The 13,439-nt window shown below is 48.4% G+C and carries 10 protein-coding genes; 9 read left to right on the top strand and 1 reads right to left on the bottom strand.

The window, feature by feature from the left end; genetic code table 11:
* Positions 1–51 precede the first annotated feature (51 nt).
* The 8 genes from NIA71_RS09110 (at position 52) to NIA71_RS09075 (ending at position 10,642) form a co-directional block, all read left to right on the top strand.
* Positions 52–1,068 (top strand): helix-turn-helix domain-containing protein, encoded by a 1,017-nt coding sequence (locus NIA71_RS09110; RefSeq protein ID WP_253020260.1) that lies wholly within the window; start codon positions 52–54, stop codon positions 1,066–1,068.
* Positions 1,069–1,221: 153 nt separating this feature from the next.
* Complete coding sequence (locus NIA71_RS09105; RefSeq protein WP_148398813.1) at positions 1,222–2,505, top strand: MFS transporter; 1,284 nt, start codon at positions 1,222–1,224, stop codon at positions 2,503–2,505.
* A gap of 9 nt (positions 2,506–2,514) precedes the next feature.
* Positions 2,515–4,047, top strand: coding sequence for a carboxylesterase/lipase family protein (locus tag NIA71_RS09100; RefSeq protein WP_148398811.1), 1,533 nt, complete (start codon positions 2,515–2,517; stop codon positions 4,045–4,047).
* 67 nt (positions 4,048–4,114) lie between these two features.
* Complete coding sequence (locus NIA71_RS09095; RefSeq protein WP_148398809.1) at positions 4,115–4,537, top strand: hypothetical protein; 423 nt, start codon at positions 4,115–4,117, stop codon at positions 4,535–4,537.
* A gap of 664 nt (positions 4,538–5,201) precedes the next feature.
* A complete protein-coding gene (locus NIA71_RS09090; RefSeq protein ID WP_253020259.1) occupies positions 5,202–6,956 on the top strand; it encodes a CocE/NonD family hydrolase in 1,755 nt (584 codons plus the stop codon).
* Positions 6,953–8,110 (top strand): 2-hydroxyacyl-CoA dehydratase subunit D, encoded by a 1,158-nt coding sequence (locus NIA71_RS09085; protein WP_253020258.1) that lies wholly within the window; start codon positions 6,953–6,955, stop codon positions 8,108–8,110. Before NIA71_RS09090 ends, NIA71_RS09085 begins: the two co-directional genes overlap by 4 nt.
* Positions 8,111–8,114: 4 nt before the next feature.
* Positions 8,115–9,428 (top strand): 2-hydroxyacyl-CoA dehydratase subunit D, encoded by a 1,314-nt coding sequence (locus NIA71_RS09080; protein WP_253020257.1) that lies wholly within the window; start codon positions 8,115–8,117, stop codon positions 9,426–9,428.
* Entirely contained in the window at positions 9,425–10,642 is a 1,218-nt protein-coding gene (locus NIA71_RS09075) for a CaiB/BaiF CoA transferase family protein (protein ID WP_253020256.1), read from the top strand. The genes NIA71_RS09080 and NIA71_RS09075 overlap by 4 nt, the downstream gene beginning before the upstream one ends.
* Positions 10,643–10,744: 102 nt before the next feature.
* On the opposite strand, the gene NIA71_RS09070 is transcribed toward NIA71_RS09075, so the two are convergent.
* Positions 10,745–11,938 (bottom strand): PucR family transcriptional regulator, encoded by a 1,194-nt coding sequence (locus NIA71_RS09070; protein ID WP_253020255.1) that lies wholly within the window; start codon positions 11,936–11,938, stop codon positions 10,745–10,747.
* Between the two features lie 217 nt (positions 11,939–12,155).
* Between NIA71_RS09070 and NIA71_RS09065 the strand changes: the two genes are divergently transcribed.
* A complete protein-coding gene (locus NIA71_RS09065) occupies positions 12,156–13,373 on the top strand; it encodes an MFS transporter (RefSeq protein WP_253020254.1) in 1,218 nt (405 codons plus the stop codon).
* The last annotated feature ends 66 nt before the right edge of the window (positions 13,374–13,439 follow it).

Here is a 13,439-nt window from a genome sequence, read left to right as displayed (position 1 = left end):
AATAGGAAACATACAATGGATGCGGATGATTTGATGAAAAAGAGGTGCAACATGAATATCGTAGAGAATGCGGTCCCCAAATACATCGCAAAAACGCCACTGGGCATTTCCATCTATACGGCTGCTGATGAGCCTACTCATTATCACAAAGATACGCTGGAACTGATTTACTGCCTGAAAGGGTCAGCCTCTGTCCTTTCCTCCTATGAAACGATTCCCCTGGCAACCGGGCAGATTCTCTGCATAAATTGCAATGAGGTACACGGCATCGACGGGCAGGGCGATAATCTGATCGTTTCCTTTTATCTGGATTTTTCCCATCCATTCTTTCAAGGACAGAATCTGGGGAATTTTATGTTCAAACTGACACCCGATCTTTCCGGTCCGCACCAGAAGACACATTTGAAAGAGCTGCACGATCTCATTCTCTCCGCGCTCTATATCTTCACCGGTGACTACGAACCGCAGACCAAGACCTTTCAGGCGATTGCAGATCAGATGACGCAGATTTTGATCCAATATTTCAGCGTGTACTGCATCGCAGATTATGATGTGGACATCGCCTGGTCCAAGGAGCGCTTTGACCGCATGCTGCTCTATCTCAATACCCACTACCGGGAAAAACTTACTTTAAAGTCCATGAGCAGCATAGAACATTTAAACCCCAACTACTTGTCTGTATATTTCAACAAAATTTTTGACGATACCTTCAACAATTACCTGGCTCTGCTGCGGGTCTTTCATTCTGAAATCGATTTGCTGGCTACCAGCGATACCATTTCAACCATTTCTTATAACTGCGGATTTTCCGACCCCAAATTTTATTACAAAACCTTTAAACAATGGTACGGTACAACCCCGGCCAATCATCGCAAATGGCATAAAAAGCATAACGAAAAGAGCCGGGCGAACCGGTTTTATCACGTAAACGAAATCCGCCATATTATCCAGCAGTATATCCTCTATTATTTTTCAAAAGCACAACTTGCGGCCCACCAAATTCCCATGCCGTCCATCAATCTTTCCGGGATGAGCCACAAGACTTATGCGGAATGGCGGTCCTATTGAGTTTTTGAAGGGTATATTTCTTATAGTAAAAAAATGATGTAATTGGGGGTTTTTGCAGATGAATGATCCATATAAATATTGAAATTGTAAGAATATAATGAATTCAACGTTAATACTAAACGCAATGATTGTCATGATTCAAAGGAGTTCATTATGAAAATGCAAATGAGTACGAAAAATTTTGACAAGACAAGGTGGGTTGCCCTGGCCGCGGCTCTTTTGTTGATGTCAACACTGGGAATCGGCTATATCTGGAGTTTGCTGGTAGAGCCGATGATTGAGCTGCGAGGAGCGACGGATGCCGGGATGGCGAGTATTTATACGGCATTAACCCTTACGGGAGCGCTTATGACACTGATCGGCGGAAAATGTGTGGATAAATTCGGCGGGACGAAGGTCATCCTATCTGCGATCATCGCATTCGCTGTCGGTGAATTGATGTGCGCTCTCCTGGATGGAGTTGCTGGCTTTGCCGCAGCGGAAGTGATTTTTCTTTCCTGGCAGCAGGCTGTCGTCTATATCGCCGTATATGATAATGTCATCAAGATGTTTCCTGATTGGAAAGGCCTTGCGGTAGCTATTACTTGCACAGGAATTCCCATTGGAGGCGTTTATTTGCCGCCGCTGGTCCAGAAACTGATTGACACCGTAGGCTTTGATATGCAATTTGTATTTGTTGGTTTGATCCTTACTGCAATTGGTGTGATTTCAATTATCTTTTTCCCCAATGCGCCTCAGGACTACATTCCGGCCGGATATGACACTCCAGACTATGGCGAAGACAATGCGGCGGAGGAAGATGGAAAGTTCGTACAAAAGGATTGGAAAGGTATGCTGAAGGATCCGGCCTTTTACGTAGTTTTCATCGCACCGATTTTAGGCTCATCCACCTATATGCTGCTCACATACCAGCTTTCCTGGATCGCCCAGGACATGCTGCCGATTACGGCCATGCAATCGGCGTTTCTTGTAAGCGGAGTCAGCGTTGTCGGCATTATCTGCGGAATCGTAGGACCGATTGGAGACAGGCTCAACCGCTTGCTCGTGAGCGTTGTTCTATTCGGCGTGGGAACGGTTTGCGTAGCAGGACTGATTTTCGCAGGGGATCACGGGGTGATCTGGTTTACAGTCTGCGCCTTTGCCTTTTGTTTCTGCTTCGGCGGTTTTGCGACCATACATCCTGTCGTTGTCAGCGATTTGTTCGGTTCAAAAAACTTTGGATTCAACTATTCCATCTGCTACCAATCCATTTTGATCGCATCGGCCCTTTCCCCATGGCTGGGTGTGCTGGGCGGAACGGATACTGGGGATTACACCAAAACCTTTACCGTTTGCACCATCATGTGTGGGATCGGATTCATTTTGATGGTTGTCCTTTATCTGATGAGAAGGAATAATGTAGAGCCACAGATCAGGAAAGTAAAAAAAGCAGCATAGGAGAATTTTATGAATACGACAGTAACAGCAACAACAGGAACCTATATAGGACATAAATTGGAAAATGGCGTGATCGAATTCCTGGGAATTCCTTATGCCCAGCCCCCGAAGCGCTGGCAGAAAGCCCAGCCGCTGAAAGCTAGTAAAGAAATTTTTGAGGCGGCGGAATGCGGGCCTGCATGTTGGCAGGAAGTACAAAAAGAAGAATGGGTGACTGCGCCGCCCATGAGCGAGGATTGTTTGACCTTAAATATTTGGACAGCGGATCCACAGAAAAAAGGCAAACCTGTCCTCGTCTGGATCCACGGCGGATGCTATGCCACCGGCAGCAACCGAAAAGACTGCTATAACGGCGTATATTGCGGTGACCAGTTTGTGGCTGAAAGCCCGGATATCGTCTATGTGAATATCAACTACAGAATTAACATCTTTGGCAGCCTGGATTTGAGCAGGTTTGACCAGGAGGGAATCTATGCGGACAGCACGAACCTGCAGACGCTGGATCAGATCGCTGCGCTGCAATGGATTCATGAAAACATCCAGGCTTTCGGCGGTGATCCTCAGCAGGTGACAATTTCAGGCCAGTCTGCCGGAGGAATGTCAGTGGCAAGTCTAATGGCGATTCCGGAAGCTAGACCGTACTTTCAAAAAGTAATTTGCCAAAGCACCGCATGCTCCGACGCCTTTTTAAAGACAAAGGAGGATGCGCGCATGCTGGCGGATCGTTTTTACCAGATTGCCGGAGCGCAGTCTCTGGAGGATTTATTAAAAATGCCTGCAGACCAGCTGTGTCAGGCAGGGCAGGAATTGGCCAAAGGCCTGGGAACCGGAGATGCAGGGGCGTTTGAACAGGTCTGGGGCCAGGGGATTTTTCCGGAAAATCCCTGTCAGGAGCTGCGAGAGGGAAAAGCCGCTGATATTCCGCTGATGATCGGTACCGTGGCAGGTGAATTTGATACCGTAGGGTTTTATATGACAGAAGAGGAAATTTGCCAAGCGGCGGCAGGCGTTTTCCCTCAGGCCCTCACGCCGGATTTGATCGAAGAATTTGTATCCCACGATCCAAAAAGAGACCGGAAAAACGCATACCAGGATTTATGGAATGACGCGCTTCTCAGGCTGGGTGCTGTGGTAACGGCAAATGCACAGACTCAGGGAGGCGGAAAGGCTTACCTGTATTACATATCCTTCCTTCCACAAGGAGCGAAGATTCGGCCGCAGCATTGCTTTGAGATCCCTTACACCAATATGAAAAAGGATCATCTGGTATATATGGATTTGCAGACGGGTGAACCGGTGCAGGGAAATCAGCCTTGCGGCAAGCTGGAAAAAGAGCTTCACGGCTGCTGGGCCAACTTTGTCCGCAATGGCAATCCCAACGGAAACCATATTGATGTAGAGTGGCCCCTTTATACACCCGAGAAGAGACTGACCGCCGTAATCGACCACGCCTGGTCCATTGAGGCAGGTGTCCGCAATCAAGATACGGATTTATTGCTGCCGCTGCATTTGAAGCAGAAAACCACGGGAGCAAAAAAATGAAAGTAAGAGCAAGAACAGGGATTTATCAGGGGCCCAGGGCTATTGCAAGGAGGGCGGCTCCTGGGTAATGATCGTTGTGTTATTACTCAGCATGTGCGCTATTATTATAAAACAGCAGTATGATTTGAATTTATACAAAAATGGATTTGATATTACTGGCACCTATGAGCATATAGACGATAATGCCGAATTAGATAATAAAGAGAGCTACATAGCGTTTTCGAAAGATGAACAGGACCAATTAAAGTTTTATTCCTATAAGCAATTTGAGAAGAAAACTGAAGGAGCCTATAGAGAAACGCCGGTTCCTAATTTGTTTTTACTAAAGGAGCCTGAGGGGAAATCGGAATCCTTTCTCTTATTGGATAAAAAGTCCGCGTATCTGATTTCGAAAGATAATGTGATAAAAAAATATAATAAAATTTCTGACGAACTGATTTTTATAAATACAGATCAAGTAGAAAACCAGGAGCTATCTGCTGAAAACTGATTTGATTCATGCAGCCCTCAGTTCAGATGTAGAGCATAATAACACCGGCATCAGCCGCTTGGCAGCAAGCGGCTGGTGCCGTTCTTTTTTTGGAAACACTCATGCGGCCGCCCCGGCCAGGACGGCACAACCCGATTTTAAGTTTTTTTGCAAAAACCTATTCGAAATGGGCAAATTCAGCATGCTTGTCCATATAAAACTAATGAGCTTTTTACAAACGATTGGAAAAATGAAACTAACTTGCTCCATTCTACACATTTGATTATGAAAGTTTGCGCTAACTTGACCCCCTGGCGCCCGGATCTTCCCCGCAGTTTGCGGAAAATAGCGGAAAAAGCTCAGATTCCTATGGACATTGCCGCTAAACTACCGTGTTTCGAATAGAAATGGAAATAAAATACAGATTAAAAGAGCAAACCTGATTCCCATGACTGCCTAAGGCTTCCTAATGCATCCCAAAGCTGTTTTCCATTTTCAACATCGCTTCTTTCTATACCAACTTCATGCAAAGGCATGTGCAACATGAACAAATTGCCGGAAAAAAATGTGACAGAATTACAGTTTTGCGCTTACAAAAAGCAATCTGCTAGGTGGCGGTAAAGACCTGTGGTATTCTGAATTTACAAAGAAAACAAAGCCCAATGGATGGGGAAAGGAGACCACCATGGAAAAAATATCAAAGCCGGGCGTTTACAGCGGATACAGCGAAACAAGCTATGACGGCTGGAAACGATTTTCTGAATATGTAAAGATGCGGGACGGCGTGAAAATCGCAGTCGATTACTACCGTCCCACCAGACAGGGCGTATTAGAAGAAGAACCCCTGCCGGTGGTATGGATTTTCACACCTTATGATTACCGCACCGTGTTTGCTACAGGGAAGTTCACCGATGGGACAGAGTATGCGCCGGACCTGGAGGAAGACACACTGGGGCAGGCAAAGCTGCTGGTGTCCCACGGCTATGTGTTTGCAGCGGCGGAAGTCAGAGGCACAGGCGCTTCTTTTGGATTCCGGCAATCTGTGAACAGCGACCAGGAAGCATGGGACGGATACGAAATGTGCGCATGGCTGGCCCGGCAGAGCTGGTCCAATGGGAAGGTGGGTACATTCGGTTACTCGTATTACGGAGCCACTCAGATGGAGATGCTGCGAAAAAGACCGCCGGCCTTGAAAGCTGCCTTTATCGGTATGACCGATCTGGATAAATACGACGGCTGGGTTCGGGGCGGAAGCCTGAGAGCATTTGGTACCCAGCCCGATGCCGCTTATTTGGACGATCTGCGCAATGTCCCGGTGGGTGAGCTGGAAAGTGAGGCTGCAAAAGCAGAATTGGAAAAGGCGGTCGTGCAGCATAGATTCAGTACCCGGCAGGCCGAGAACATGAAGGCTTGCCCTTATCGGGATTCTTGGTGCGAGGATACGGATACCAGGTTGTGGGAGGATATCAGCCATGTAACGTATCTGGCGGACATCAATCAGGCACAGACAGCACTCTATCTGTACGGCGGATGGAGAGATGTCTTTCGAAGAGATACGATGATGATGTACTGCAACCTGAAGCAGCCCAAGAAGCTGCTGTTTGGGCCCTGGTGGCACATGGACCACCGCCCTGGATTCGATATGGCCGCCGAAAAACTGCGATTCTTTGATTACTGGCTGAAGGATATTGAAAACGGTCTGATGGAAGAACCTCCTATCTACTACAGCACAGGAAATGCCAGAGAAGGCGGGGAATGGTCCTTTGCCGGCAGCTGGCCTCTGCCCGATACAGAAAGACAGAGTTTTTTCCTGGGCGGAGAAACGTCGAAAACCGCCCCTTCGATCAATGACGGCGGCCTGAGTAAAAACGCGCCTGAAGAAGAGTCGGGACAGGATGAATACCAGGTCGTTTACGACATCCGGGAAAACATCGATAACCACACCCAAACTGAAGATCGGGACAAAAAAGGCCTGACCTATACCAGCCAGCCTTTGGAACAGGATTTGACGGTGACGGGTCATCCGACAATGGACTTATGGATTTCCTCTTCATCCGACGACGGGGATTTCTTTGTACACTTGATCGATGTGGACGAAGAGGGGAAAGGCACCTATCTTTCCGACGGCAAGCTGCGGGCTTCTCTTCGTGCAGTTTCCCAGCCGCCCTACGATTTTCTGGGATTGCCGTGGCACAGATGCTGTCAAGAAGATGAACACAAGCTTACACCGGGAAAGCCTTACCGCCTGCAAATGGATCTTCAGCCCCTTTCCCACCTCTTTTGCAAGGGCCATCGCATCCGTGTCACCATCACATGTGCCTGTCAGAAAGTCTATTTTATACAGGAAGCAGAGCCGCCTGCGGTAACTATTTATCGCGACGCAGTACATACATCCTACATCTCGCTTCCCGTTGTCAAGCAGCAAGGAGGGATAAAATGACCATTCGAAAAGAAGCATTAAACAGCAAAGCGTTTCAAAAGTTAAAGGAAATTTACGACAATCGGGAGAGCATAGCCAGGGATTGGAAAGCCCAAGGGAAAAAGGTAGCAGGCATCCTGGGGTGGGACGTGCCGGAGGAACTTTTGATGGCGGCGGATATACTGCCCTACCGGATTTACGGAACACCTGACATATCCATGAAGGAGGCGGATCAATATCTGGAATTTGCCTTTCCGCCGGTCCTCAGGTCCCAGTTCGAAAAGATTATTGACGGCGCAAATGCCGATTTGATGGACTGCCTGATCATTTCCAATTCAACGGATGCGCTGGTTCGAATCTACTATTATATTCGGGAGGTGGCAGCATTAGAACCGGAAAAACCGATCCCCGAGCTGTATTTCATTGATTGGCTCTTTACCAGATTCAGAATGCACCAGGTCCGCAATGAAAAGATCGTGGGACAGTTCCGGGAAAAGCTGGAGGCCTGGTCTGGGAAAAAACTGGATGACCAGGAAATTTTGAAAGCCGCCGATCAGTGCAATCGAAACCGGGAGCTGCTGGAGAAGATGGCAGCTCTGAGACGGGAAGGCAGAATCAACGGCTCCGAAGCGTTAGTCATCATAGGTTCCTCCTTCTATATGGAAAAGGACGCCCATTCGGTGCTTTTGGAAGACTTGCTGCAGGAAGCAGCTGCATGGCAAACCGTTTCCGGCGTCAAACTCTTTCTCACCGGCAGCGGTCAGGAACAGAGCGGATTTTATCAGCTGCTGGAAGAGCATGGAATGGTGGTCGTTGGTGAGGACCACGATTGGGGAGACCGTCACTGGAACAAAAAGATCGATACCAGCCTGGAGCCCATAAAGGGTATCGTGGACCGCTACATGCTCCGAAGCCCGGGAACTAAACGGGCCTTCGTGTCGGAGCGGGTAGAGGCGATTTGCCGCAGCGCCCGGGCCTGCGGAGCGGAGGGTGTAATTGCCTATACGTATCTCTACGACGATGCTCCGTCATGGGATTTCCCCGAGCAGAAAAAGGCTTTAAAGGAGATGGGAATCCCCATGCTCCAGCTGACAGGCCGGCCCTATGGAGTGGAAGAGGGCGAATCGTTAAAGACAAAATTAGAAGAGTTTGCAAGCAGCATCAAGGAGGTGTAAGGGTATGTCGGAAGAAAAAAAGCCGATGAAAGGACAGAGATCCGTTAAAAGTATGGAGGCTGCAAAAACAGCCAGCAAATATCAGAAAGAATGGTTTTTCGGACTGCAGGATCGTGTCGCCGGCGGAGAACCCTTTGCTTACATCAATGCGGATGTGCCGCTGGAAATTCTAAGGGCTATGGATATACCATTTGTTGTTAATCAATGGTGGGCGGCCATTTGCTCCGCCAAACAGATGTCTCCGCGTTACTTTAACTTCCTTCGGGAAAACGGTTACCGGGACGACTTGTGCAGCTATTGCGCCACCGCTTTTGCCGGAAGCATGGACCCGGAACCGGAGAAGGGACCGTGGGGAGGGCTTCCAAGGCCCACCCTGGCAATCACGCGCCTGACCTGCGACAGCCAGGGAAGAATCTTCGAGCTGCTGGCCCAAAAATACGGCGCCAAGTTTTATCCCATCGAAAATACCATCCCTGCCATTGCCCCGGACCGTTGGTGGGAGAAAGCTCCGGACAACTGGGAAGAGCTTTATGAGAGCGAGCGCCTGGATGCGGCTGTAGAGGAGCTGAAAGGATTCATTCGCTTTCTGGAAATGGAAACCGGGCGAATGTTCGATGAAAATCAACTGATTAAAGTCATGAATTTAATTAATGAGCAGGAAGGTTATTATAAAAAGGCGCGGGATTTAATTGCTGATACAGTGCCGGCCCCGGTTACCATTGCCGATACGGTGAATGCAGTGATGCAGGCCCAGTGGCAGCGGGGAACCCAATGGGCTGCCGATCATGCCCGAAAATTTTACGAAGAAATCAAGGCCATGGTGGATGCCGGTCACAAAGCATGCCCCAATGAAAAAATACGGCTGATGTGGATCGGCAGAGGGCTCTGGTTTAATTTGGGCTTTTATCAATATTTTGAAAAAAAATACGGCGCCGCGTTCATTTGGTCCATGTATCTGGCTATGGGGGCAGACGCATATATCCGAAACCACGTGGAAGATGATCCGCTGCGGGCCCTTGCAGCCAGGTTTATCGGCATGGAGGACTTTCTCCATATGCCGCCCTGGAATGCCCAATGGTTTGTCTCAGAGGCCAGGCATAATAAAATTGACGGTGTTGTTTATCTGGTTCCGGAAAACTGCATGCAGGCGGTAGAAGGCTCTTACTTCATTACCAAACGGCTGGAGGATGCGGGAATTCCCGTGCTCCAGCTGAGAGCGGATCCAGTGGATGCGAGAAAATGGAACCAGGAAACAATGACCGAAGCAGTGGAAACATTCTTACAGGATCGAATCATCGGGAAGGGAGAAAAAAGATGACAGAAACAGGACCTTTAACAGGATATAAGATATTGGATTTGACACAATTTGAATCGGGCACGGTTTGTACGGAAACGCTGGCCTGGATGGGCGCGGAAGTCTGGAAGGTAGAGCGTCCGGGAACCGGCGAGCTGGGGCGGTACTCCATTGCAGAGCCGGATCAGGATTCGGTGGGGTTTATCCTTGTTAACATGAATAAAAAATCCATTACATGTAATCTCAAGAGCGCGGAAGGGCTGGACTTGATCTACCAACTGCTGAAAGAAGCCGATGCCATTGTCGAGAACATGGGACCGGGCTCCATCGAGAAGCTGGGGCTGGGATATGATAAGTGCAAGGAGATCAACCCGAAGATCATCTATGCCCAGATCAAAGGTTTTGGCATGGATGGCCCCTATAAGGATTATCCTGCCTTCAACCCCATTGCTACGGCAGTGGGAGGAATGCCTGCTATTACCGGATTTCCGGGAGGAAAGCCTCTCCAATCCGGATTGAATCTGGCGGACTCGGGAGCCGGTTATATGTGCGCCATGTCCATGATCGCGGCCTTGCTGCAAAGAGAACGGACCGGAGTCGGACAGAGAATTGAAGTGGCCATGCAGGATGTGGTCATCGCATTCGGACGTTCCAGCTGGGAGCCCTATTACCGGGAAGGCAGACCGCCGAAAAGAGTGGGCAACGGCATGCCGCTGGAGGATGTGGGACCGGCCGGTATGTATCCGTGCAAACCGTTCGGCGAAAACGATTATGTACATATCTATTGCTCCAGACACCCGGGCAGCAAGCATTTTTCCAATCTGTGCCGGATCATCGGCAGACCGGATCTGCTGGAAGACGAACGATTTGCCACGCCGCGCTCCAGATTCCAATACAAAGATGTGCTTGATCCAATTATTGAAGAATGGACCGGCCAGCATACCAAACAGGAGGCGATGGATATTCTCTGCAAAGCGGATATCCCGGCTGGAGCAGTTCTTGACTGTGATGACATTACCAAGGATCCGTACCTGCGAAAACGGGGTATGATGGTGGAGCTGGAGACCAAAGACAGAGGCAAACTGGTGGTCCCCGGCTTTGCATCCAGGATGTCGGAAAACCATGTTCCCTATAAACCTTCTCCGGGACTGGGAGAAAGCAACCAGGAAGTGTATCAAGGGATCCTGGGACTTTCCGATGAGGAACTGCAGGCCTTAAAGGAGAAAAAAGTTATATAGAAGAAAAAAGAGGCTGAAAAGTGTCAGTCTCTTTTGTTATTATTCAGGAAATATCGATAAAATTCATATTGACAGACATGCATACGTTTTTTCTTCCAGGCGTTATGGTGTTTTGTTCCCGTCCGTTTCCAGTACAGGCAGCAGTTTAAAGGATTTCTGCTTATACTTTTCATAATAGTCATAGAGCATGCAGGAAAAGAGCAGGCGCTGCCGGATTAAAGGATCTTCAAGATCATCCTCCACGATTTCTACAATTCGATTGATCTTATTCATGGTGGTGTTGCGGTGCATAAAGAGAATTTGCGATGTTTTGGTCAAATTGCGATCGTGCAGGAGATAGCACAGCAAAATTTCCCGCAGATTGGTGTTATGCTCCGTATCATAACGAATCAAAGCTGCAAGACCCGGATGGGTTAAATAGAGGACATTATCATGGTGGCAGATCTGCTCGTACTGGCGGTAGCACAAATCTAAAATAAAGTAGGTTCCATACTCTTCCTGGGTAAAAATCCGTTTTCCCGAATCCGGGAACATTTTTCTGGCAATGGACAAAATTCGTTTAGCAATCAGATATTCCGTGCGAATCATTTCAAAGTTGCGGGTATGGTTGCTGATCCCGGCATAAGCGTCGTATTTTTCCAAAATGGATTGCAGCGCTTCCTGTCTTTCCACCGCCAGGTGGATCGATCGACCGGGGCTGTGATACATGACGACCGCCCGGTTGGAAAACAACGTCACATTGGAAGTCGGAAAAGCGTTCCTAAGATCAGCTTTGATTTCTTCGGGAGCACTTTGAAAACGGCCTGGGTCTGAGGCTTCAATGACAAATAGATTATACGCTTCTGCCGATTGGAAGGGCAGCTCGTACAAACCGGATTTGATTTCATCTTCATAGGAAAGCTCCCTGGAGACGATATTGCGGAAAAAGACATCAAAGGATGATTCCAGTGAGCCTACTTGGGGAAAAGCCTTTCGCAGGGAAAGCAATGCCTGGTTCAGTTTATTGTATAGAGGAATCAAATTCAGCGTGGTTTCGACTAAGCTGACCGCCGGTGCGGCAGCGGACTGAGCCTGTTCCTCCAAAGGCGCAAAAAAAACCACACTCTTGGGAATCTCATAATGTTTCATGACAGCGGCGATTTCATCAATGGTTCCTATGCAAATGCTGTCTGCGGGTATCGGCGTATTTCTGTCCAGGAGCACAATCTGGACCGGGATTGTACGCAGATCGTTTTTTATATGGATGTTTTTTACCGTGCTCCCCAGCGTTTGCAATAAATAGTTGATGATTTTCATAAGATTACCTCTGATAAAGAATTGGGTAAAACGTTACTTACCCTGTTCTGTTTATTTTATAATAGAATCACCGGGGAAGCAAATGAAATCGGGAGCATGCGGATGTGCAACCTGACTATTTTATCTTTTCCAATTAGTGAAGGTTCTATATTTCAGGGAAAAGTATTTGCCTTCATGACCAAGGAACGTGCATAATGTAAAGATAGGAAGGGATAAAATGAAAGAAGAAAAAATATTTAACAAAAACTATATATTGCTGATGATCATCAACACGCTTTTGTTTACCAGCTTCAATATGATCAATCCGGTGCTCCCCAAATATGTGACCGGTTTGGGGATGAGCGTTACGCTGGCCGGTGTCCTGTCAGGGTGCTTCTCCATCACGGCGCTGATTTTCAGGCCCCTGAGCGGCATTGCGGCGGATAAGATGAATCAAAAGAGACTATATCTGGCAGCGGGCGCCATCATCACCGCTGCCTGCTGCGGATATGCCGTGTTCAGCAGTTTTTCAGGGTTGTTTTTCGTAAGAGTGGTGCACGGAATTTTCTTTGCCGTTGATACGACGGTTTCTTTGGTGCTGGTAACCCGATATATACCGAAGGGGAAGATGGGCCAGGGAATCGGATTCTTCGGTATCGGGCCTATTATTGCCATAGCCTTTGCCCCCGGAATGGGACTGAAAATCGGAACAACCTACGGATACATAAACAGTTTTTTCATTGCTGCAGTCATGTCCGCCGCGGCAACACTGGTGATCCTGTTTGTTGCCAATCAAGAACAAAGGGAAACGCCAGATGCTGAATCAGAGAAAATCCAGGAGAGCAAAGCTCTGCCGCAGGCGGCGGGCCGCAGATTTTCTTTAAAACAGTTTATAGCCACAGAAGTGATCGTCTTTGCTTTTCTTGCAGGACTCTTTTCCTTTGCTAATAGTATCGAATACACATTTATCGCACTTTACAGCGAGACGAAAGGAATCGACGACATTTCCATCTACTTTACCGTGAGCGCGGCTTTCATTCTGCTGTCCAGGCTCTTTGCGGGAAGGATTTATGATAAAAAGGGCTTGGCGGTCATTCTCTATCCGGCGTATCTGGTCGGGGCTGTCAGCATGTTCATCCTGAGAAATGCCGGGTGTATGGCCATGTTCCTGGCTGCGGCGGCGCTAAAAGCACTGGGGCAGGGCGCCGGGCAGCCCTCTCTTCAGTCCCAGTGCATGACTTCCGTTTCCCAGGATCGGGTCGGCGTGGCAAGCAGCACCTATTATCTGGGGCCGGACATTATGCAGGGCATTGGCCCAATTGTTGGCGGGGCAGTCATTGACCGGGCAGGCTATGCGGCAGCGTACGATTTGTGCGGCATCCTGATGCTGGCCGGAATTGTCTTCTATGCCGGTTATATGAGATACAAAAAAGGAAAGGCGGCCGTGCAGGCCTGATAAACCAGCCAAGGGGTAATTTTTGATACGGAACTTGGATAAGAAACCGGTAAAGCGTGATATAAT

This window comes from Ihubacter massiliensis, assembly GCF_024125305.1.
GTDB lineage: Bacteria > Bacillota > Clostridia > Peptostreptococcales > Anaerovoracaceae > Hominibacterium > Hominibacterium faecale.
Note: the sequence above shows the minus strand (reverse complement) of the source record. Positions and strands in the feature narration are given on the sequence as shown.

Bases quoted from the DNA above. Each gene is read 5' to 3' on its own strand.
- NIA71_RS09075 (WP_253020256.1), top strand. From the start codon at position 9,425: ATGACAGAAACAGGACCTTTAACAGGATATAAGATATTGGATTTGACA.
- NIA71_RS09085 (WP_253020258.1), top strand. From the start codon at position 6,953: ATGACCATTCGAAAAGAAGCATTAAACAGCAAAGCGTTTCAAAAGTTA.
- NIA71_RS09105 (WP_148398813.1), top strand. From the start codon at position 1,222: ATGAAAATGCAAATGAGTACGAAAAATTTTGACAAGACAAGGTGGGTT.
- NIA71_RS09095 (WP_148398809.1), top strand. From the start codon at position 4,115: ATGATCGTTGTGTTATTACTCAGCATGTGCGCTATTATTATAAAACAG.
- NIA71_RS09080 (WP_253020257.1), top strand. From the start codon at position 8,115: ATGTCGGAAGAAAAAAAGCCGATGAAAGGACAGAGATCCGTTAAAAGT.
- NIA71_RS09100 (WP_148398811.1), top strand. From the start codon at position 2,515: ATGAATACGACAGTAACAGCAACAACAGGAACCTATATAGGACATAAA.
- NIA71_RS09070 (WP_253020255.1), bottom strand. From the start codon at position 11,938: ATGAAAATCATCAACTATTTATTGCAAACGCTGGGGAGCACGGTAAAA.
- NIA71_RS09090 (WP_253020259.1), top strand. From the start codon at position 5,202: ATGGAAAAAATATCAAAGCCGGGCGTTTACAGCGGATACAGCGAAACA.
- NIA71_RS09065 (WP_253020254.1), top strand. From the start codon at position 12,156: ATGAAAGAAGAAAAAATATTTAACAAAAACTATATATTGCTGATGATC.
- NIA71_RS09110 (WP_253020260.1), top strand. From the start codon at position 52: ATGAATATCGTAGAGAATGCGGTCCCCAAATACATCGCAAAAACGCCA.